The 19,644-nt window shown below is 71.6% G+C and carries 18 protein-coding genes, 2 pseudogenes and 1 riboswitch; of the genes and pseudogenes, 9 read left to right on the top strand and 11 right to left on the bottom strand.

Features of this window, described 5'->3' with window-relative positions:
* Positions 1-18 precede the first annotated feature (18 nt).
* Positions 19-246 carry a hypothetical protein gene (locus AB0N17_RS12185; protein ID WP_366011129.1) on the top strand — a complete coding sequence of 76 codons (228 nt, stop codon included), beginning with the start codon at positions 19-21 and terminating at the stop codon, positions 244-246.
* On the opposite strand, the pseudogene AB0N17_RS12180 reads toward AB0N17_RS12185, so the two are convergent.
* Positions 227-909 (bottom strand): annotated as a pseudogene (locus tag AB0N17_RS12180) (class I SAM-dependent methyltransferase). The gene AB0N17_RS12185 and the pseudogene AB0N17_RS12180 sit on opposite strands and share 20 nt — an antisense overlap.
* A 38-nt stretch (positions 910-947) precedes the next feature.
* On the opposite strand from AB0N17_RS12180, the gene AB0N17_RS12175 reads away from it, so the two are divergent.
* On the top strand, positions 948-1,517 hold the full coding sequence (locus tag AB0N17_RS12175) for a hypothetical protein (RefSeq protein ID WP_366011127.1): 570 nt from the start codon (positions 948-950) through the stop codon (positions 1,515-1,517).
* Here the strand turns inward: AB0N17_RS12175 and AB0N17_RS12170 are convergent.
* Positions 1,514-3,073, bottom strand: a complete 1,560-nt coding sequence (locus AB0N17_RS12170) for a carboxylesterase family protein (RefSeq protein ID WP_366011126.1) — start codon at positions 3,071-3,073, stop codon at positions 1,514-1,516. The genes AB0N17_RS12175 and AB0N17_RS12170 overlap by 4 nt on opposite strands.
* A gap of 71 nt (positions 3,074-3,144) precedes the next feature.
* On the bottom strand, positions 3,145-4,272 hold the full coding sequence (locus AB0N17_RS12165; protein WP_366011125.1) for an NADH:flavin oxidoreductase: 1,128 nt from the start codon (positions 4,270-4,272) through the stop codon (positions 3,145-3,147).
* Between the two features lie 326 nt (positions 4,273-4,598).
* Here AB0N17_RS12165 and AB0N17_RS12160 point away from each other — a divergent pair, with 326 nt between their 5' ends.
* Together AB0N17_RS12160 and AB0N17_RS12155 are read left to right on the top strand one after the other, a co-directional pair.
* Positions 4,599-5,267 (top strand): hypothetical protein, encoded by a 669-nt coding sequence (locus AB0N17_RS12160; protein ID WP_366011124.1) that lies wholly within the window; start codon positions 4,599-4,601, stop codon positions 5,265-5,267.
* Between the two features lie 59 nt (positions 5,268-5,326).
* Positions 5,327-6,006 (top strand): annotated as a pseudogene (locus AB0N17_RS12155) (Uma2 family endonuclease).
* A gap of 89 nt (positions 6,007-6,095) precedes the next feature.
* Here the strand turns inward: AB0N17_RS12155 and groL are convergent.
* From groL to thrC, 4 genes are all read right to left on the bottom strand, one after another.
* The gene (gene groL / locus AB0N17_RS12150) at positions 6,096-7,718 is read right to left on the bottom strand and encodes a chaperonin GroEL (RefSeq protein WP_366011123.1); all 1,623 of its coding nucleotides are present in this window, start codon (positions 7,716-7,718) and stop codon (positions 6,096-6,098) included.
* A gap of 309 nt (positions 7,719-8,027) precedes the next feature.
* The gene (locus tag AB0N17_RS12145; protein ID WP_004929928.1) at positions 8,028-8,231 is read right to left on the bottom strand and encodes a cold-shock protein; all 204 of its coding nucleotides are present in this window, start codon (positions 8,229-8,231) and stop codon (positions 8,028-8,030) included.
* A 431-nt stretch (positions 8,232-8,662) separates the two neighbouring features.
* On the bottom strand, positions 8,663-8,938 hold the full coding sequence (locus tag AB0N17_RS12140) for a MoaD/ThiS family protein (RefSeq protein ID WP_366011122.1): 276 nt from the start codon (positions 8,936-8,938) through the stop codon (positions 8,663-8,665).
* Positions 8,935-10,218 carry a threonine synthase gene (gene thrC, locus AB0N17_RS12135; protein WP_366011121.1) on the bottom strand — a complete coding sequence of 428 codons (1,284 nt, stop codon included), beginning with the start codon at positions 10,216-10,218 and terminating at the stop codon, positions 8,935-8,937. Before thrC ends, AB0N17_RS12140 begins: the two co-directional genes overlap by 4 nt.
* A gap of 17 nt (positions 10,219-10,235) precedes the next feature.
* A riboswitch (SAM riboswitch) is annotated at positions 10,236-10,377 on the bottom strand.
* A 129-nt stretch (positions 10,378-10,506) separates the two neighbouring features.
* Here thrC and AB0N17_RS12130 point away from each other — a divergent pair.
* Both AB0N17_RS12130 and AB0N17_RS12125 read left to right on the top strand, forming a co-directional pair.
* Positions 10,507-11,451 carry a glucosyl-3-phosphoglycerate synthase gene (locus AB0N17_RS12130; protein ID WP_366011120.1) on the top strand — a complete coding sequence of 315 codons (945 nt, stop codon included), beginning with the start codon at positions 10,507-10,509 and terminating at the stop codon, positions 11,449-11,451.
* Positions 11,452-11,535: 84 nt separating this feature from the next.
* A complete protein-coding gene (locus tag AB0N17_RS12125) occupies positions 11,536-12,963 on the top strand; it encodes a trehalose-6-phosphate synthase (RefSeq protein WP_366011119.1) in 1,428 nt (475 codons plus the stop codon).
* Here AB0N17_RS12125 and otsB read toward each other — a convergent pair.
* Genes otsB through AB0N17_RS12110 form a run of 3 tightly spaced genes read right to left on the bottom strand, consistent with a single transcriptional unit; the run spans position 12,951 to position 15,336 of the window.
* Complete coding sequence (gene otsB, locus AB0N17_RS12120; RefSeq protein ID WP_366011118.1) at positions 12,951-13,784, bottom strand: trehalose-phosphatase; 834 nt, start codon at positions 13,782-13,784, stop codon at positions 12,951-12,953. The genes AB0N17_RS12125 and otsB overlap by 13 nt on opposite strands.
* A 47-nt stretch (positions 13,785-13,831) precedes the next feature.
* Positions 13,832-14,056 carry a DUF3263 domain-containing protein gene (locus AB0N17_RS12115; RefSeq protein ID WP_366011117.1) on the bottom strand — a complete coding sequence of 75 codons (225 nt, stop codon included), beginning with the start codon at positions 14,054-14,056 and terminating at the stop codon, positions 13,832-13,834.
* A 35-nt stretch (positions 14,057-14,091) separates the two neighbouring features.
* A complete protein-coding gene (locus AB0N17_RS12110; protein WP_366011116.1) occupies positions 14,092-15,336 on the bottom strand; it encodes an extracellular solute-binding protein in 1,245 nt (414 codons plus the stop codon).
* Positions 15,337-15,478: 142 nt separating this feature from the next.
* Here AB0N17_RS12110 and AB0N17_RS12105 point away from each other — a divergent pair, with 142 nt between their 5' ends.
* From AB0N17_RS12105 to AB0N17_RS12095, 3 genes are all read left to right on the top strand, one after another.
* Positions 15,479-16,465 carry an ROK family protein gene (locus AB0N17_RS12105; protein ID WP_366011278.1) on the top strand — a complete coding sequence of 329 codons (987 nt, stop codon included), beginning with the start codon at positions 15,479-15,481 and terminating at the stop codon, positions 16,463-16,465.
* On the top strand, positions 16,465-17,607 hold the full coding sequence (nagA, locus tag AB0N17_RS12100) for an N-acetylglucosamine-6-phosphate deacetylase (RefSeq protein ID WP_366011115.1): 1,143 nt from the start codon (positions 16,465-16,467) through the stop codon (positions 17,605-17,607). The genes AB0N17_RS12105 and nagA overlap by 1 nt, the downstream gene beginning before the upstream one ends.
* A gap of 122 nt (positions 17,608-17,729) precedes the next feature.
* A complete protein-coding gene (locus AB0N17_RS12095) occupies positions 17,730-18,659 on the top strand; it encodes a 1-phosphofructokinase family hexose kinase (protein ID WP_366011114.1) in 930 nt (309 codons plus the stop codon).
* A 19-nt stretch (positions 18,660-18,678) separates the two neighbouring features.
* Here AB0N17_RS12095 and AB0N17_RS12090 read toward each other — a convergent pair whose 3' ends face one another.
* Positions 18,679-19,632, bottom strand: a complete 954-nt coding sequence (locus AB0N17_RS12090) for a CBM35 domain-containing protein (RefSeq protein ID WP_366011113.1) — start codon at positions 19,630-19,632, stop codon at positions 18,679-18,681.
* Positions 19,633-19,644 lie beyond the last annotated feature (12 nt).

Below are 19,644 nucleotides of genomic sequence, written 5' to 3'. Positions count from 1 at the left end.
GCCGGTCGTTGCCCCGGCATGACGACGATGAAGCTCCTGGCCACGGCCGCCCTGGCAGCCGCCTCCGCCGCCGTGCTGGCCGCGCCCGCCCACGCCGACAACCAGCACTGGACGGCCACCGGCACCGCGAAGTGCGCCGGTGAACTGGCCGTCGTCCCCGCGCTCAAGGCGGTCTCCCCGCTGCCGCTGACCGGCGCGCCCGCCCACGCATGCGGCGAGGGAAGCATCATCCACCACGGCCGCTGAACCCTGACGGCGCGCGCCAGACCAGGGTGTACCTCCAGAACAGCCGCCGCCGAAGCCGGGCCCCGGGGAGGAGCCGGCGCGCAGTACGGGAGATCTCGCCGAAGGTCATCTCCGGCTCCCGGGTGGGCGCGGTCATGGACACGGGCCCCGAGGGTTGCGCCCGCCCGCGGTTCTTCCTCCACCCCGTCGCCGCGTTGAGCGGTATCGAGACCAGCCCGAGCAGGTGATCGACGGGGCTCGCGTCCCGCGCACACCCGACGACGACCAGGGTGCCGCCAGGGGCGAGCTCCCGCCGCAGCCGGGCGAGGGTCTCGGTGAAGGGGAGGTGGTGGAGCACGGCGACACAGGTGATGACGTCGTAGGGTCCGGCGGGAAGGCCGTCCGGGGCGGAGGCGAGGGTGTAGGAGACGGGGAGTTCCGCGTCCGTCGCATCCCGTGCCCTGTCGAGGATCCCGGCGTCGGCGTCGACCCCGACGACGCCTCCGCCCGCCGGGCCAGCAACCGCACCAGGTCCCCGCTCCCGCACCCCACGTCCAGTCCGGCACGGAAGCCGCGGGGCACCTGCCGCAGCAGCCAGGGGTGGTAGTGGCCGTTGTGGTCCCAGGGGTGGCCGGCGTTGAACCGCTGCAGGGCGTCCACCAGCCGTCTCGGCAAAGCGATCACGGGCACAGTCCTACACGAACGCGGTACCGTCGAACACCATGAACCACGCCCAGCTCGCCGCCCTCGGCAGGGCGCTCCGGCTCCTCGGGGAGCACGGGGAGGCCCTGACCGCCGACACCCCGGACGCCCGGCTGCACGAGATCAAGGCCGATCTGCGCAGGGCGCTCGACCTGCTGGACGAGAGCGTCGCCTCGAACGCGCCCGCCACCCGCTGCCCCGAGCACCCGCAGGGCCCCGTGGACGAGAGCGCGCCCGATCTGTGCCTCCTCTGTGAGACCCGGCGCCGGGCCGCCCGGCGGTCGGAGTTCCAGGGCGGCGGCAGGCCCGCCGAGCCCGTGGCCACCGCACCGTCCCGCTACGGCGTCCGCGGTGACCGGCCGCAGCCCCAGCAGCGGTGGCTGCCGGAGCTGTGGAACGGGCAGGAGTGGCAGCTCTGCGGGACGCCCCGGCGGGACCGGCGCGAGGCCGAGCTGTATCTCGCCGCCCAGCGGCGCTCGTCGCGGCCCGCGATGGCCTACCGGCTCGTGCACGAGTTCACCGACTACGAGGTGCTGCGGGTGTGGGGGAACCCCGTGTACGTCGACATCGAGCCGATGGGGAACCTTTAGCTCCCCGGCAGCCCCAGCGGCGCGAACTCGTACCCCTCCCAGATCCCCGTGCTCCGCTGCTCCGGGTACCCGGTGACCGTCGTAGGCGTGTCCAGCACCTGGACCAGGCTGGCCTCCGTGTCGTAGTGCGGCCAGCCGGGGTCGCCCGTGCGGGCGAAGGCGGTCCAGGCGCCGCGGATGAAGGACGACAGCCGCTCCGCCTCCGGTGTGGGGGTGCCGGACGGGAAGAGGAGGGCTCCCAGGTCCGCGCCGAACGTGCCGAACAGCAGCGGGACGTCCAGGGCGTGGCAGGCGCCCAGGGCCACCGTGCTCGGGGCCGGCCAGGTCAGTTCGTAGACGTGGGCCCGGCCGCCGCCCCTCAGCTGGGCCTCGGCCAGGTGCAGGCTCGGCATGGCGAACAGCCAGTCCGTCTGGACCCGTTCGAAGAGGTCCTGCGGTGAGGCCCCGGGGAAGGCCGACCGGTACGCCGCTTCGCCCGCCGCCCCGCCCGGCGCGTACAGCCGCAGGACCGACGTCGCCATCTCGTCCGTGATCTTGCCGTGCAGGCCTGCCATGACCAGGAACAGGCGGTACTCGTCGCGGTTGTGGCCGACCAGGAGGTCGATGTCGCGGGCCGCACCGGAGGCCAGGGCCTGCCAGGGGGTGGTGGGGAGGACGTCGCCGTCGACCACCGGGGAGAACGGCACCGAGGTGGGCGCCACCTGGCCCCATGTCTCGGTGTACTGGTTCATCTTCAGGCCCAGCGTCCGGCCGGCCTCCGTCAGCTCCAGCGGGTCGACCGTCGCGAGGCCGGCCGCCTCGGGGGTGCGGCCCGCCTCGGCGGCGAGGGCCGTCGCGAGGACGCGGGCGAGGTCGGCGGAGAAGAACGTGCCGGGCACGCTCTGCGCCACCGCCCGCCGGAACAGGCCGCGTGCCCTCGGCATCGCCAGCAGGGAGGCGATGGAGCCGGCGCCCGCCGACTCGCCGAAGACCGTGACCTGGGCGGGGTCGCCGCCGAAGGCCGCGATGTTCTCCTGGACCCAGGTCAGGGCCGCCACCTGGTCCAGCAGGCCCCGGTTGGCGGGGGCGCCCTCCCACAGGGCGAAGCCCTCCATGCCCACGCGGTAGTTGAAGGTGACGAGCACCGCGTCGCCTTCGCGGGCGATGTGCTGCGGGTCGTAGCCCGCCTGGCCGCCGTGCCCCAGCTTGTACGCGCCACCGTAGATCCACACCATCACCGGGCGGGCGGCGGACCGGTCCGGGTCCGGGGTCCACACGTTCACCGTCAGCCAGCCGTCGCCCTGCGGGGCCGCGCCCTGCGCCGTACGGCTCAGGAGACCGGACTCCTGCGGGGGCGGCGGGCCGAAGGCGTACGCCTCCCGGGTGCCGTCCCAGGGGGCGGGCGGGCGCGGGGCCTGGAAGCGGGCCGCGCCGACGGGGGGTGCGGCGAAGGGGATGCCCCGGAACACCGACAGGCCCTGCTCGCGCAGGCCGCGCACCGCGCCGGAGGCGGTGCGCACCACGGGGCCGTCGGTGTCCGGGACGCCGGTCTCAGGGCCGTGGGGCTCGCTCGTCATCATGCTGCTCCTCACTGGTCATCAGGGGAACGGACGAAAGCGATCACAAGTGCCCGGCCGGACGCGGGGGTTCAGCTGAGCGTCTTGAGCGCCGCGGCGTCGTACGGCTTCAGCTCGTCGAAGCGGTCGGCGAGGACCTTGGCCGCCCACTCCGGGTCCTGGAGCAGCGCACGGCCGATGGCGACCATGTCGAACTCGTCGGCCTCCAGGCGGTCCAGGAGGTTGTCGATGCCCTTGACCTCGGAACCCTCGCCCATGAAGGCGCCGATGAAGTCGCCGTCGAGGCCGACCGAGCCGACGGTGATGACCTGCTTGCCGGTGATCTTCTTCGTCCAGCCGGCCAGGTTGAGGTCCGAGCCGTCGAACTCCGGGAGCCAGTAGCGGCGGGTGGAGGCGTGGAAGACGTCGACGCCGGCCGCGGCGAGCGGGGTGAGGATCGCCTCCAGCTCCTCGGGGGTCTCGGCGAGGCGGGCGGTGTAGTCCTGCTGCTTCCACTGCGAGTAGCGGAAGATCACCGGGAACTCCGGGGACACGGCCGCGCGGACCGCGGCGACGATCTCCGCGGAGAACTTCGTGCGGGCCACCGGGTCGCCGCCGTAGGCGTCGGTGCGGCGGTTGGTGCCCTCCCACAGGAACTGGTCGAGGAGGTAGCCGTGGGCGCCGTGCAGCTCCACGCCGTCGAAGCCGATGCGCTCGGCGTCCGCGGCGGCCTGGGCGAACGCGGCGACGACGTCGTCCAGGTCCGCCTGGGTCATGGCCTTGCCGGTGGGCTCGGCACCCGCGGTGACGAGGCCGGACGGGCCGACGGCGGGGGCGTCCGGGAAGGGGTTCTGGCCCTGCTCACGGACCATGCCGATGTGCCACAGCTGGGGCACGATGGTGCCGCCCGCCGCGTGCACGTCCTCGGCGACCTTCGCCCATCCCGCGAGCTGCTCCTCGCCGTGGAACCGGGGCACCCGCGAGCTGTTGCCGGCCGAGTCGTGGCCGACGTAGGTGCCCTCGGTGACGATGAGGCCGACGCCGGCGGCGGCGCGGCGGGCATAGTAGGAGCGGACGTCCTCGCCGGGGACGCCGCCCGGGGAGAACATGCGGGTCATCGGCGCCATCACGATCCGGTTGGGGACGGTGAGGCCGTTGAGGGCGATCGGCCGGGAGAGGATCTGGGCCGCGCGGGAGGTGGCGGCGGGGGTGACGGTCACGTGGGGGGCTCCTCGTGAGTGGCGGTGTTAACCAGTCGGTATGTGAGCACGCATTGTTGCAGCTTCTTAAGTAATCGCCTATGCGCTGCCCCACATTCCGTCTCCGGGAAGTCCTTCACGTGACACCGCTCACGCTCGCGTAGACCTGGTCGGCGTTCGTCGCGAACCTCAAGCGTTGAGCCTCTAGCGTCCCCGCATAACGAACAGCCCCCGTCAGGTGCTACCAACACCTGCGGGGGCTTGACCGCCGAGATCGGAGCAACGATCCCGTGGCTGAAGCCCAGTTTAGTGCTGCCCTCCCGCTCACGCACGCGTCCTCCCACCCGATGGCCAATCCGGGCTACGGCAAGCGCTCCGTGCCGGACCAACACCGGCGCACCAAACACGACTTCACGCACCTGCCGCCCCGCGAAGCGACGACGGACGGGGGCTCGCGCTGGATCACCCGATCGTGGTGGTCCCGTACCGCACGTGACGACGCCTGGTGGGCGGCGTTCACTCGCGGCGCCGTACCGGATGACCCGCACCCGCCCGAACGGCCCGGCCCCAGCCGCTCCCGTGCTCACATCCTCCTCGCCGCCCTCGGCCGCACGGCCCCTGTCCTGTCCCTCTCCGCCGCCGACTGCGCCGCGCTCGCCCCGCTGCTCACGGAGTGGTTCGCGCGAGGGGCCACCGACGAGGCCGTACTCCGCGCGCTGACCGAGGGCCTGCCGACGCCGGTCCACCATCCGGCCGCCCTGGTGCGTCGCCGTCTGGTCGACAAGCTCCCGCCGGAACCAGTGGTCCGCCCGGCGCCCCGGCGGGTCCTGGAGTGTGCCGAGTGCGGGAGGCCGGGGCGGCCGGAGGCACTGACGGGGGGTGTATGCGGCGCCTGCCGGGGCGAACGCGCTCCCGCACAACCCCGTACGCCCCTGCCTGCCCTCGCAGTCCACGCCCGCGCAGGTGAGATCCGGGCTGCGATGTCCGTACGACGACAAGAGAGGACACCCGTATGACGGCTTCCACGGTCCGACATGACCACTCAGGGGCACGATGGAGGGCAGGAGGCGACGCCATGACCCCTGACACCGAAGAACGCCCGCAGATGTCCGTCGAGGACTTCGAGGAACTTGTCCGCAAGGCTCCCAGGGAGCTGCGGAACCGGCTGGAGTTCCTCGGCGGGAAGCTATGCATCCGGCACGGGCCGCTCGATGTCGAGGAGTTCGAGGAGCTGGCCGAGGCCGCACCCGAAACCGTGCGGCTTGAGTACATCAACGGAAAGGTGGTCGTAAAGGCCATGCCGGACGGCAACCACGGCGAGATCTTCATGGGGCTGCTACGTCAGTGCATGCAGCAGCGCCCCGAGCTGAACCTCATGCCCGAGAGGGGCGTCAAGGCCGAGGCCTACCGCAAGGGCCGCGCCATCTCGGACGGTTTCCTCGCACCCGTAGGCCACTTCAGGGGGCACGGCAACTGGTCCTCGACCGACGGCGCCCTCATGGCCGTGGAGATCACCTCCCACGACCGCGACACCGACCAGCGTGACCGCATCGACAGCCCGTGGGTTACGCGGCGGCCGAGATCCCCGTCTACCTCCTCATCGACCGCGACAGCAGCACGGTCAGCGTGTACAGCGAACCGAAGGACGGGCGTTACCTGCAGTGCTCCACCCGCCCCTGGGGTGCGACCGTCGAGCTGCCGCCTCCGGTGGGCATCACCCTCGACACGTCGGAACTCAAAAACTACGCCGACTGAGCCCGCGAACGCCCGAGGGCGGCACCCCCAGCCAGAAGCTGGACGTACCGCCCTCGGTCCGAAGGACAGGCGATCAACCGTCAGGTCGATCAGAAGTCCATGTCACCGCCCGGCATGCCGCCGCCGGCCGGCGCGGCGGCCTTCTCCGGCTTGTCGGCGATGACGGCCTCGGTGGTGAGGAACAGCGCGGCGATGGAGGCGGCGTTCTGCAGGGCAGAGCGGGTCACCTTCGCCGGGTCGATGATGCCCTCGGCGATCATGTCGACGTACTCGCCGGTCGCGGCGTTCAGGCCGTGGCCGACCGTCAGGTTGCGCACCTTCTCGACGACGACGCCACCCTCGAGACCACCGTTGACGGCGATCTGCTTGAGCGGGGCCTCCAGCGCGAGCTTCACGGCGTTGGCGCCGGTCGCCTCGTCACCCTCGAGCTCCAGCTTCTCGAAGACCTGGGAGGCCTGCAGCAGGGCCACGCCACCACCGGCGACGATGCCCTCCTCCACGGCGGCCTTCGCGTTGCGGACGGCGTCCTCGATGCGGTGCTTGCGCTCCTTGAGCTCCACCTCGGTGGCGGCACCGGCCTTGATGACCGCGACACCGCCGGCGAGCTTCGCCAGGCGCTCCTGCAGCTTCTCGCGGTCGTAGTCCGAGTCGCTGTTCTCGATCTCGGCGCGGATCTGGTTCACGCGGCCGTTGACCTGCTCCGAGGAGCCGGCACCGTCGACGATGGTGGTCTCGTCCTTGGTGATGACGACCTTGCGGGCGCGGCCCAGGAGGTCCAGGGTCGCGTTCTCCAGCTTGAGGCCGACCTCCTCGGAGATGACCTCGCCGCCCGTGAGGATGGCGATGTCGCCGAGCATGGCCTTGCGGCGGTCGCCGAAGCCCGGGGCCTTGACGGCGACGGACTTGAAGGTGCCGCGGATCTTGTTGACGACCAGGGTCGACAGGGCCTCGCCCTCGACGTCCTCGGCGATGATCAGCAGCGGCTTGCCCGACTGCATGACCTTCTCCAGGAGCGGGAGCAGGTCCTTGACGGAGCCGATCTTGGAGTTGGCGATGAGGATGTACGGGTCCTCGAGCGACGCCTCCATGCGCTCCATGTCGGTCGCGAAGTAGGCGGAGATGTAGCCCTTGTCGAAGCGCATGCCCTCGGTGAGCTCGAGCTCCAGGCCGAAGGTGTTGCTCTCCTCGACGGTGATGACGCCTTCCTTGCCGACCTTGTCCATGGCCTCGGCGATGAGCTCGCCGATCTGGGTGTCGGCGGCGGAGATGGACGCGGTGGAGGCGATCTGCTCCTTGGTCTCGACGTCCTTCGCCTGCTCCAGCAGGGCGGCGGAGACGGCCTCGACGGCCTTCTCGATACCGCGCTTCAGAGCCATCGGGTTGGCGCCGGCGGCGACGTTGCGCAGGCCTTCCTTGACCAGGGCCTGGGCGAGCACGGTCGCGGTGGTCGTACCGTCACCGGCGACGTCGTCCGTCTTCTTGGCGACTTCCTTGACCAGCTCGGCGCCGATCTTCTCGTACGGGTCCTCGAGCTCGATCTCCTTGGCGATGGAGACACCATCGTTGGTGATCGTGGGGGCGCCCCACTTCTTCTCGAGGACGACGTTGCGACCCTTGGGGCCGAGCGTCACCTTGACGGCGTCCGCGAGCTGGTTCATGCCGCGCTCGAGGCCGCGCCGCGCCTCCTCGTCGAACGCGATGATCTTGGCCATGTGAAGTGGTCCCTCCAGGACTGGGGGTGATTCCTTCGGACCGCGCCCGCGCCCGCGACGGACGGCTCGCCGGCCTGTGGTTCCTTGCCCCACGTGGCCTGCGGGCCTCACCGACCCGGTCCTTCTTTGTCACTCTCACCTTCAGAGTGCTAACGCAATGATTAGCACTCGGCATGGTCGAGTGCAAGCGCCTCGGGCCTCCCGGAGGGGCGCTCAGCCGCCCGCGAACACGCCCGCGCGCGAGGGCACCGGGCACGGCGAAGGGCCCGCACCCTGTGCCGGTGCGGGCCCTTCGTCGACAAGAAACGTTCAGGCGCTGAGGCGAACCATGTCGGCCTGCGGGCCCTTCTGGCCCTGCGAGATCTCGAACTCCACCCGCTGGCCCTCTTCCAGGGTGCGGTAGCCGTCCATCTGAATGGCGCTGTAGTGGACGAAGACGTCCGCACCACCGTCGACCGCGATGAAGCCGTACCCCTTCTCCGCGTTGAACCACTTGACGGTGCCCTGAGCCATGCCTAACTCCCCTATTACTGGCCCTTGCACAGATCCACACTTCGCGGACCCGGGTCAGACCTCACCCCCCAATCGACGGGGGCGTGCGCCGGAACGCGTCGACCGCGGCTGAATGTATCTGTCCAACTGCCGTCTGCAACAGGTCAATCGGACGAGAATTCTGGACGCGAACGGTCCGGAATGTGGCGAAAATTCATGCATCTTCAGGGCAAGTCGGGCCCCGCAAAAGCCACAAAAGCCGCATAGGACCCGCACACTTTGGCTACTTCTTGTCGGGCCCGCGGCATGAATACAGGGCTCCCGACTGGTCCGACCGAGAGCGCGTTCCCCAACTCTACCGCGCTCAATCACACAGAATGGCCCCCTCCGTTTCTCTCCCGGAGGGAGCCATTCGATGAACAATCGGTAACCGCGGTTACCGAAGGTAATTCTCAGCCGCCGGCGACGGCCGGAATGATCGAGACACCGGCGCCGTCCGGGGTCGCGGTCTGCAGCCCCTGCTCGAAGCGGACGTCGTCGTCGTTGACGTACACATTGACGAAACGGCGCAGCTTGCCCTGGTCGTCCAGCACGCGGGCGGCGATGCCGGCGTGGTTCTTCTCCAGGTTCTCGATGACCTCGGCGAGGGTCGCACCGTCGGCGGCGACCTCGGCCTGGCCACCGGTGTAGGTGCGCAGGATGGTGGGGATGCGGACGGTCACGCTCATGCGAGGCCAGCCTCTCGGAAGGAGTCCAGGGTCGGGCGGATGGTGGCGGTCAGGCCGGTGCCGGCCACCGCGTCGAGGGTCTTCAGGCCGTCGCCGGTGTTGAGGACCACCGTGGTCTTCGCCGGGTCCAGCACGCCGTCCTTGAGCAGCTTGCGGGTGACTCCGACGGTCACCCCGCCCGCCGTCTCGGCGAAGATGCCCTCGGTGCGGGCCAGGAGCTTGATGGCGTCGACGACTTCCTCGTCCGTGACGTCCTCCACGGCACCGCCGGTGCGGCGCGCGATGTCCAGGACGTAGGGGCCGTCGGCCGGGTTGCCGATGGCGAGGGACTTGGCGATGGTGTTCGGCTTCTGGGGGCGTACGACGTCGTGGCCGGCCTTGTAGGCGGTCGACACCGGCGAGCAGCCCTCGGCCTGCGCGCCGAAGATCTTGTACGGCTTGTCCTCGACCAGACCCAGCTTGATCAGCTCCTGCAGACCCTTGTCGATCTTCGTGAGCTGGGAGCCGGAGGCGATCGGGACGACGATCTGGTCGGGCAGCCGCCAGCCGAGCTGCTCGCAGATCTCGTACGCCAGGGTCTTGGAGCCCTCCGCGTAGTACGGCCGCAGGTTGACGTTGACGAAGCCCCAGCCCTCGCCGGCCGCGTCGCCGATCAGCTCGGAGCAGAACCGGTTCACGTCGTCGTAGTTGCCCTGGATGCCGACGAGTTCGCCGCCGTAGACCGCGGCCATGACGACCTTGCCCTGCTCCAGGTCGTGCGGGATGAACACGCAGGAGCGGAAGCCGGCCCGGGCGGCGGCGGCGCCGACGGCGCCGGCCAGGTTGCCCGTGGAGGAGCAGGAGAGCGTGGTGAAGCCGAAGGCGCGGGCGGCCTCGAGGGCCTGCGCGACGACGCGGTCCTTGAAGGAGTGCGTCGGGTTGCCGGAGTCGTCCTTCACGTACAGCCCGCCGGTGACACCCAGCTCGGCGGCGAGGTTGTCGGCCTTGACGAGCTTGGTCCAGCCCGGGTTGATGTTGGGCTTGTCGGCCACGTCGGCGGGGACGGGCAGCAGCGGCGCGTACCGCCAGATGTTCGCGGGGCCCGCCTCGATGCGCCGGCGCAGTTCCTCGGTGTCGTAGGCGGAGAAGTCGTAGGCGATCTCCAGCGGGCCGAAACACTCCTCGCAGGCGAACACGGGCCCGAGGGGTACCCGGTGACCGCACTCACGACAGCTCAGTGCCGCGGCGGGACCGAGGTCGACGGTGGGGGTGCTGGAGTCTGCAACAGTCTGCACAGCCATGGAGGCGAGGCCCTTTCTCCTCATCTTCCTCACGACGCACTTCGCCGTGAGACGGATTTGGCACCTTCCCTAGCCGGGAGCCTCGCTGGAGAACGAGAACCGACTGGAGGGTTGCCGGGGCTTCATCGGGCCGTGTCCCTCTGCCCCTCTGGATGAGCGGTATGGAGTTGTGGGCGCGCGGTCGACCCCGACATGCGATGGTCACCGGCGTTGTTCAAGACTGTAACCGACGGCCAGGAGAGTTGAGATAGTCGTCCGAACCGCGAGACACGTGAGGAGCCGCTGACTGTGCTGGAAGAAGTCGAGCGCTGGCTGGCCACCCGCTCCTGGTCGGTGACCGATCGCCCGCTGCCCGGGCTCGTGGCGGCCAAGCAGCGCACGGGCCAGTCGATCAGCGTGGTGCTGCCCGCCCTGAACGAGGAGGAGACGGTCGGCGACATCGTCACGGTCATCCGCCGCGACCTCGTGGAACGGACTCCGCTCGTCGACGAGATCGTCGTCGTCGACTCGGGCTCCACCGACCGCACCTCCGAGGTGGCCGCCGCCGCGGGCGCGCGGGTCGTTCACCGGGACGAGATCCTGCCGCGCCTTCCCGCCGTCCCGGGCAAGGGTGAAGTCCTGTGGCGCTCGCTGCTCGTGACCGGCGGGGACATCATCTGCTTCATCGACGCCGACCTGAAGGACTTCTCCGCCGACTTCGTCTCCGGGATCGTCGGCCCGCTGCTCACCGAACCGGACGTGCACCTGGTCAAGGCGATGTACGACCGCCCGCTGGGCGGGGCGGCCGGGCAGGGCGGCCGGGTCACCGAGCTGATGGCCCGCCCGCTGCTGAACATGCACTGGCCGCGGCTGGCCGGTTTCGTGCAGCCGCTGGGCGGTGAGTACGCGGCCCGCCGCTCCCTGCTGGAGCAGCTGCCGTTCCCCGTCGGGTACGGGGTGGAGCTGGGCATGCTGGTGGACGCGCTGCACCTGGTGGGGCTGGAGGCGCTGGCCCAGGTCGATGTCGGGGTCCGCAGGCACCGGCACCAGGACGGCCAGGCGCTGGGCCGGATGGCGGCCGCGATCTACCGCACGGCCCAGCTGCGGCTGGCCCGGGGCCATCTGGTCCGGCCGTCGCTGACCCAGTTCGAGCGGGGCGCGGACGGCTTCGAGCCGCGCACCTACTCGGTGGACACCGAGGAGCGGCCGCCGATGGTGGAGATCGCGGAGTACGCCGAGCGCAAGGTGGCGTGAACCGGCCGTGTCCGGTCGTATACATCCGCGTGCCGGACGCAGCCGTACGTTTGAGCGTTTCCGGGCCGGGCTAGGTTGAGGACCATGGCTTCCCCGCACGGTGCTCAGGTGCTGGTCGCGTCCAACCGCGGCCCGGTTTCGTACACGGTGGACGAGAGCGGCTCGCTGCGCTCCAGGCGGGGCGGCGGCGGGCTGGTCTCGGGGCTGTCGGCGATCGGCTCCGACGCGGACTCGGTGTGGGTGTGCGCGGCGCTCGGCGACGGCGACCGGGAGGCGGTGCGGCGCGCGGACGGCGGGCTGCTGCCGGCCGGGGACACCGGCGGGCAGCGGGTGCGGATGCTGGACATCGACGCCGCCGTCCACGCCGACGCCTACAACGGCATCGCCAACTCGGTGCTGTGGTTCGTCCACCACATGCTGTACCAAACCCCGCTGGAGCCGGTCTTCGACGCGGAGTTCCGGCGCCAGTGGGCGGCGTACGAGGCGTACAACCGGGCGTTCGCCGAGGCGCTGGCCGAGGAGGCGGCCGAGGGCGCGGCGGTGCTGGTGCAGGACTACCACCTGTGCCTGGTGCCCGGGATGCTCCGTGCGCTCCGCCCCGACCTGCGCATCGGCCACTTCTCGCACACCCCGTGGGCGCCCCCGGAGTACTTCGGGCTGCTGCCCGACGACGTCGCGGCCGAACTGCTGAACGGCATCCTGGGCGCGGACCATGCGGCGTTCCTGACCAGGCGCTGGGCGGACGCGTTCACGGAGTGCTGTCACGCCGTGCTGGGTCCCGGGGCCGTGCCCCGGGAGGTCGGTGTGCACGGGCTCGGCGCGGACGCCGGCTTCCTGCGCAAGCGAGCTCATGAGCCCGATGTGGACGAGCGGATGGCGGCCCTGCGCGAGGAGATCGGTGAGGGCCGCAGGGCCATCGTGCGTGTCGACCGCACCGAGCTGTCCAAGAACATCGTGCGCGGTCTGCTGGCGTACCGGCAGCTGCTGGACGACCACCCCGAGTGGCGCGAGAAGGTCGTCCACCTGGCCTTCGCCTACCCCTCCCGCCAGGACCTCGCCGTGTACCGGGAGTACACCGCCGAGGTCCGGCGGGTGGCCGAGGAGATCAACTCCACCTACGGCACGCCCGGGTGGACCCCGGTCGTGCTCCACGTCAAGGACGACTTCGCGCGCTCCCTGGCCGCCTACCGGCTCGCCGACGTGGCGCTGGTCAATCCCATCCGGGACGGCATGAACCTGGTCGCCAAGGAGGTGCCGGTCGTCTCCGACGAAGGCTGTGCGCTGGTGCTGTCGCGGGAGGCGGGAGCGTACGAGGAGCTGGGCACCGACGCGATCGTGGTGAACCCGTACGACATCGGGGGTACGGCCGACGCGCTGCACACCGCGTTGAGCATGCCGGCGGGCGAGCGGGCGGAGCGGTCGAAGCGGCTGGGTGCCGCGGCGACCGCGCTGCCGCCCGCCCAGTGGTTCCTGGATCAGCTGCGGGCGCTCGGGCGGGCTCAGTCCAGCTGAGCCGCCAGTGTCCGCAGCAGTCTTACGACGCCTGCCGGGCCGTCGACCACCACGTCGGCGCGCTCGGCCAGTTCCGTGACCTCCGTGCTGCCGCTGCAGACCAGGAGGCCGGGGACGCCCTCGGAGCGGAGTTTGTCGACGGCGGCGAAGGCGGGGAGGTCGCCGAGGTCGTCGCCCGCGTAGAGGACCGACTCGGCGCCGGTCTCACGGACGTACTCGCTGAGCGCGACGCCCTTGTCCATGCCCGGCGGGCGCAGCTCCAGGACCATGCGGCCGGGTTCGACGATCAGGCCGTGGCGGGCGGCGAGGTCGGTGAGGGGCTGCCGCAGGGCCTCGAAGGCGGCCTGGGGGTCGTCGGCGCGGCGGGTGTGGACCGCGACCGCCCGGCCCTTCTCCTCGATCCAGGTGCCGTGCCAGGCGCCGACGCGGTCCAGCAGGCCCGGCAGCTCGGCGCGGACGGCCGCGACGCCGGGGTGCGGGGCGGGGGCGGTGACCGTGCCGGTGACCGCGTCCCAGTGTTCGGCGCCGTAGTGGCCGAGGACGGTCAGGTGCTCCAGGCCGGGGACGCCGGCGAAGCCGCCGTGGCGGACCGCGACGCCGGCCGGGCGGCCGGTGATCACCGCGACGGAGGCGACCTTGGGGGCGAGGGCGGTGAGTGCGGGTACGGCCTCGGGGTGGGCGCGGGCCTGTTCGGGGTCGGCGACGATGGGGGCGAGGGTGCCGTCGAAGTCCAGGCCGACGACCGCGGTGCCCGGTTTCGCCAGGAGTGCGGCGAGTCCGTCCCGGCCGGCTGGAGTCGCTGGGGTCGGCAGAGGGTCCATACAGCGAAGGTATCCAGTGCGGGCCCCGGTCACGCCTCGCTCGCCCCTCAGCGCTCCGCGCGCCGGGCCTGTCTGACCCGGCGGAGTCTGTTGACCGTCACCGGGTCGTGCGCCAGCGCTCTCTCGTCGTCCAGGAGCGCGTTCAGCAGCTGGTAGTAGCGCACCGGGGCCAGGCCCAGCTCCTCGCGGATGGCGCGCTCCTTCGCGCCGGGGCCGGTGAAGCCCCGGCGCTCCAGCGCGAGGATGGCCTGTTCGCGGCTGCCCAGTTCCATGTGCCCCACCGTAACGCGGCGCACTGACAGCCGGGTCAGTTCGCGTTGCTGCTGTCGGCCGCCGTGGCCGAAGCCTGGAGGCGGGTCAGCACGCCTGCGGGGCTGCCGGCCGGGGTGACGGCCTGGCCGATGTTCTGCTTCACGGCCGCGCTGACCGAGGCCCAGGAGGTCTTGCCGACGGGGTACAGCTCGGATGTGGGCAGCTGGTCGAGGAAGGGGTGCAGCGCCTTGTCCTTGGCCGCGTCGGAGTCGCTCATGGCGGTGGAGGCGGACCCGGTGACCGGCAGCAGGCCGTACTCGCGGGAGAAGGCGAGGACGTTCTTCTCGCTGTAGACGAAGTCGAGGAAGTCGCCGATCTGCTCGGCGTGCCCGTTCTGCTTGAAGGCCATCATCCAGTCGGCGACGCCCATGGAGGCCCTGGCCTTGCCGGTGCGGCCCGGCATCGGGACCATGCCGAACCTGACGCCCTTCGCGGTGGCCTGCTGGATCAGCGTGGGGTGCCCGTTGAGCATGCCGACCTGGCCGTCGGCGAAGGCGGCGAAGGCGTCCGCGCGGTTGAGCTTGCCGGGCGCGACGGGGCCGGTCAGGCCCTTGCCGACCAGGTCGTCCTTGAGCCAGGTGAAGGTCTCGACGTTCTGCGCGGAGTCCAGGGTGTAGGTGCCGACGTCGTCGGTGTAGCCGTTGCCGCCGCTGAGCAGCCACTGCATGGTCTCGGCCTGGGCCTCCTCGGGGCCGAGGGGCAGCGCGTAGGGGTACTTCACGCCCTTGGCCTTGAGCGCGGCGGCGTCGGTGGCCAGCTCGTCCCAGGTGGTGGGCGGGGTGATGCCGGCCTTGGCGAAGAGGGTCTTGTTGTAGAAGAGCACGCGTGTGGAGGCGGCGAAGGGGATGCCGTACTGCGTGTGGTTCCACTCGCCGGCGTCGGAGAGCGGGCCGAGGAAGTCCGCCTGGGTGCGTATGGAGAGCAGGTCGGAGGCCTGGTAGAGCTTGCCGGCGGCCGCGTAGTCGGCGTAGGCGCCGATCTGGGCGAGGTCGGGGGCGTGCCCGGCGTCGACCATCTCCTTGACCTTGCGGTCGACGTCGTTCCAGGAGTAGACGGTGACGTCGACCTTCACGCCGGGGTGCTGGGCCTCGTAGTCCTCGGCCAGGCCGTCCCAGTACTTCTTGGAGCTGTTGGCGGCGGAGTCGCCGTAGTCGGCCGCGACCAGTCTGAGGGTGACGTCGGAGGAGCCCGTGCTCCCGCAGCCGCCGAGCACCGCCGTCATGCCCAGTGCGGACACCACCGCGATCGTTCCTGCCGTACGCCGACGCACCCTCAAAGCCCCAACCCTGCTGTCTGACCGTTCAATATATGGACACATAAGGTCTACACCACGTGAGTGGACTAGACCTCTCACGGGTCGGAGGGCCACACTAGGAGCCGTGGTGAGACATGTCATCGCCCTGGACGTGGGCGGTACCGGGATGAAGGCCGCCCTGGTCGGCGACGACGGCGCGCTCCTCCACCGCGCCCGCCGCGCCACCGGCCGCGAGCGCGGGCCGGACGCGGTGGTCGGGACGATCCTCGACTTCGCCGCCGAGCTGCGCGCGTACGGCGTCGAGCACTACGGCGCCCCGGCCGCCGCGGCCGGGATCGCGGTCCCCGGCATCGTCGACGAGGAACAGGGCGTCGCCGCCTACGCGGCCAACCTGGGCTGGCGGGACGTGCCCCTGCGCGACCTGCTGGCGCGGCGGCTCGGCGTCCCCGTCGCCCTCGGCCACGACGTGCGCACCGGCGGGCTCGCCGAGGGCCGCATCGGCGCGGGCAAGGGCGCCGACCGCTTCCTGTTCGTGCCGCTCGGCACCGGGATCGCCGGTGCCATCGGCATCGACGGCCGGGTGGAGTCGGGCGCGCACGGCTTCGCGGGCGAGATCGGGCACGTCGTCGTACGCCCCTCCGGCACTCCCTGCCCCTGCGGACAGCGCGGCTGCCTGGAGCGGTACGCCTCCGCCTCCGCCGTCAGCGAGGCCTGGGCGGCGGCCTGCGGGGACCCGGAAGCGGACGCCGCCGACTGCGCCAAGGCCGTCGCGTCCGGTGACCCGAACGCCGTCCGGGTCTGGCAGGAGGCGGTGGACTCGCTCGCCGACGGGCTGGTCACCGCGCTCACCCTGCTGGACCCACGCACGCTGATCATCGGTGGTGGTCTGGCCGAGGCCGGGGAAGTGTTGTTCCAGCCCCTGCGGGACGCCGTCCGGCAGCGGGTCACCTTCCAGAAACTGCCCACCATCGTCCCCGCGGCCCTGGGCGACACGGCCGGCTGCCTCGGGGCGGGACTCCTGGCCCGCGACCTGCTCGACTCCACCGCCCTCGACTCCACCGCCGTCGACCCCACCGGCCTCGACCCCACCGACCCCTCGGAGGTAACCGCCTGATGGCTCCCAGCTTGGTTCTCGCAGGTGCTCGGGTGGTGCTGCCCGGCGCAGTGGTGGACGGCGGGCGCGTGTCCGTCGAGGGCACGCGGATCGTCGCCGCGGCCGCCGAGAGCGCCGAGGTCGTCGACGTGACCGGCCACTGGCTCGTACCGGGGTTCGTCGACATCCACAACCACGGCGGCGGCGGAGCCTCCTTCTCCGGTACCCCCGAGGACATCCTCACGGCCATCCGCACGCACCGCCGGCACGGCACCACCACCCTGGTCGCCTCCACCGTCACCGACGAGATGGACCTGCTGGTACGGCAGGCCGGCCTGCTGAGCGAGTTCGCCGAGCAGGGCGAGATCGCGGGCATCCACTTCGAGGGCCCGTTCATCTCGCCGTGCCGCAAGGGCGCGCACTCCGAGGAACTGCTGCGCGACCCGGAGCCTGCCGAGGTCCGCAAGCTGATCGACGCGGCCCGCGGCAGGGCGACGATGGTGACCCTCGCGACCGAGCTGCCGGGCGGCATCGACTCCGTACGGCTGCTCGCGGAGCACGGCGTCATCGCGGCGATCGGGCACACGGACGCCGGCTACGAGCAGACGGTGGAGGCGATCGACGCGGGCGCCACGGTCGCCACCCACCTCTTCAACGCCATGCCCGCGCTGAACCACCGCGCACCCGGCCCGATCGCCGCCCTGCTGGAGGACGAGCGGGTCACGGTCGAGCTGATCAACGACGGCACCCACCTGCACCCCGCCACGCTGGAGCTGGCGTTCCGTCACGCGGGCGCGGACCGGGTCGCTTTCATCACGGACGCGATGGACGCGGCCGGCGCCGGCGACGGCCGCTACATGCTCGGCCCGCTGGAGGTCGAGGTCAGCGACGGCGTGGCCCGGCTGGTGGAGGGCGGTTCGATCGCGGGCTCCACGCTCACGCTGGACCGCGCGTTCAAGCGGGCGGTCACCGTGGACGGGCTGTCGGTGCGGGACACCGTGACGGCCCTCTCGGTGAACCCGGCGCGGCTGCTCGGCCTGTCCGACCGGATCGGCTCGCTGGAGCCCGGCAAGGACGCGGACCTGGTGCTGCTGGACGCGGACTTCGACGTGCGGGGCGTGATGCGCCGGGGCGAGTGGGTGGTCGCTCCCCAACTGGCCTGATCCGTCCGTCTTTTCCCCGGACGGCGGCCGACCTGTGACTGGGCCGGCCGCCGTGTCTTTGGCATGATCGTGGCCCCGGAAACCGATGACAGACGCACGGACATCGAGGGAGGTCGGCCCGGGTGATCCTCACGGTCACACTGAACACCGCTCTCGACATCACCTATCGCGTACGGTCGCTGCGGCCGCATGCCTCGCACCGCGTCTCGGACGTCATCGAGCGGCCGGGCGGCAAGGGTGTGAACGTGGCCCGCGTACTGGCCGCGCTCGGGCACGAGACGACGGTCATGGGCTTCGCGGGCGGCGCGACCGGGCAGGTGGTGCGCGAACGGCTCGCGGACACGGCCGGGGTGACGGACGCGCTGGTGCCGGTGGCCGGGGCGACCCGGCGCACGATCGCGGTCGTGGACGAACGCTCGGGTGACACGACGCAGCTGAACGAGCCGGGTCCGCAGATCACACCGGCCGAGTGGGGCGCCTTCCTGGACCGCTACGAGGAACTCCTGTCCCGCGCCTCGGCGGTGGCCCTGTGCGGCAGCCTGCCGCCGGGGGTGCCGGTGGGCGCGTACGGGAACCTCGTCCGCGGCGCGCGCACGCTCGGCGTCCCCGTCCTCCTGGACACCAGCGGCGAACCCCTGCGCCGCGGCGTGGCCGCCCGCCCGGACATCGTCAAGCCGAACGCCGACGAACTGGCCGAACTGACGGGTTCCCACGAGCCGATGCGCGCCACCCAGGACGCCCGCCGGCGCGGCGCCCACGCGGTCGTGGCCTCCCTCGGCGCGGAGGGCCTCCTGGCCGTCACCCCCGAGGGCCGCTGGCGCGCCGCCCCGCCCGCCCGCGTCCACGGCAACCCGACCGGCGCGGGCGACTCGGCGGTCGCGGGCCTGCTCTCCGGCCTGGTGGAGCAACTCCCCTGGCCGGACCGGCTCGCCCGCGCGGTCGCCCTCTCGGCGGCGACCGTACGGGCGCCTGCGGCGGGCGAGTTCGACCGGGGGGCGTACGAGGAGCTACGGGGCCGGGTGGCGGTGACCGGGGAGGCCACCGCGGCCTAGGGTCTTTCGAGGACGGGCCCTAGCTGTCGGACTTGACCTGACCCGGCTTCAACTTGACGTTGCTGATCAGGGCGTTGCACTTGTCGCCCGCGCCGCAGGAGACGGACAGCGTGTTGGTCCCCTTCTTCAGGGTCGGCCACACGAAGGAGTGGGTCCAGCCGCTGGCGAAATCGCCGTCCTTGGCGTGCCGGTAGTTCAGCATGTCCAGCTTGCTGCCGAACGGGGTGCCGTTGACGGTGACCGACATCGACTGGTCGCTGCCGGCCGCGCTGTAGTACACGAAGAGGGTGTACGGGCCGTCCGACGGGACGTCGACCTTCCAGGTGACCGAGGCGCCGGGCTGGTTCAGCCCCGTCATGTAGCTGCCGTCGGAGGAGCTGGCGCCCTTGACGTCCGAGGCCGTCGTCGCGCCGCCGGCCGGCTCCAGGGCCGAGGCGTCGGACTTCATCGCGCCGCTCGCCGCCGAGTTGCTCGCCGACGGGCTCGGCGAGTGGTCCTGGGACTGGGTCGGGGCGGTGCCCACCTGGCTGGAGTTCTTGCCGTCGTCCGAGTTGCCGTTGATCATCGCGACGCCGATGCCGATCACGACCGCGGCGACCACCGCGATCGCGCCGATCAGCAGGCCCTTGGTGTTCGGGCCGCGGCGGCCGGGCGCGGGCTGGGCGGCCTGCCGGCCGGCCGGGGCGCCGCCGGGCAGCGTCTCGGGGGCCTGGTAGTAGGCGTTCGGCTGGCCGTACCCGCCCTGCTGCGGCGCCTGCTGGCCGTAGGCGCCCTGCGGGGGCACGCCCTGGCCGTAGGTGGCCTGCTGCTGGCCGTACTGGCGCTCGCCGACCGTACGCACCCTGCTGACCGAGTTCGGGTAGCCGTAACCGCCGGACGGCGGCTGTGCTCCTCTGGCCTGGCCGTCGGCGTACAGGTAGCCGAACGGGTCGTCGTCCTCGGGCGTGCTCGGGCCGTTTTCGCCGGGCGTCATCCCTTGGTCTCC

This window comes from Streptomyces sp. NPDC051133 (assembly GCF_040682635.1).
GTDB lineage: Bacteria > Actinomycetota > Actinomycetes > Streptomycetales > Streptomycetaceae > Streptomyces.
This window is presented reverse-complemented; position numbering and strand designations above follow the sequence as displayed.

What these genes read in the sequence shown, in the direction of transcription:
- AB0N17_RS12185 (WP_366011129.1), top strand. Translation starts at nt 19, where the DNA reads ATGACGACGATGAAGCTCCTGGCCACGGCCGCCCTGGCAGCCGCCTCC.
- AB0N17_RS12175 (WP_366011127.1), top strand. Translation starts at nt 948, where the DNA reads ATGAACCACGCCCAGCTCGCCGCCCTCGGCAGGGCGCTCCGGCTCCTC.
- AB0N17_RS12170 (WP_366011126.1), bottom strand. Translation starts at nt 3,073, where the DNA reads ATGACGAGCGAGCCCCACGGCCCTGAGACCGGCGTCCCGGACACCGAC.
- AB0N17_RS12160 (WP_366011124.1), top strand. Translation starts at nt 4,599, where the DNA reads ATGGCCAATCCGGGCTACGGCAAGCGCTCCGTGCCGGACCAACACCGG.
- groL (WP_366011123.1), bottom strand. Translation starts at nt 7,718, where the DNA reads ATGGCCAAGATCATCGCGTTCGACGAGGAGGCGCGGCGCGGCCTCGAG.
- AB0N17_RS12145 (WP_004929928.1), bottom strand. Translation starts at nt 8,231, where the DNA reads ATGGCTCAGGGCACCGTCAAGTGGTTCAACGCGGAGAAGGGGTACGGC.
- AB0N17_RS12140 (WP_366011122.1), bottom strand. Translation starts at nt 8,938, where the DNA reads ATGAGCGTGACCGTCCGCATCCCCACCATCCTGCGCACCTACACCGGT.
- thrC (WP_366011121.1), bottom strand. Translation starts at nt 10,218, where the DNA reads ATGGCTGTGCAGACTGTTGCAGACTCCAGCACCCCCACCGTCGACCTC.
- AB0N17_RS12125 (WP_366011119.1), top strand. Translation starts at nt 11,536, where the DNA reads ATGGCTTCCCCGCACGGTGCTCAGGTGCTGGTCGCGTCCAACCGCGGC.
- otsB (WP_366011118.1), bottom strand. Translation starts at nt 13,784, where the DNA reads ATGGACCCTCTGCCGACCCCAGCGACTCCAGCCGGCCGGGACGGACTC.
- AB0N17_RS12115 (WP_366011117.1), bottom strand. Translation starts at nt 14,056, where the DNA reads ATGGAACTGGGCAGCCGCGAACAGGCCATCCTCGCGCTGGAGCGCCGG.
- nagA (WP_366011115.1), top strand. Translation starts at nt 16,465, where the DNA reads ATGGCTCCCAGCTTGGTTCTCGCAGGTGCTCGGGTGGTGCTGCCCGGC.
- AB0N17_RS12090 (WP_366011113.1), bottom strand. Translation starts at nt 19,632, where the DNA reads ATGACGCCCGGCGAAAACGGCCCGAGCACGCCCGAGGACGACGACCCG.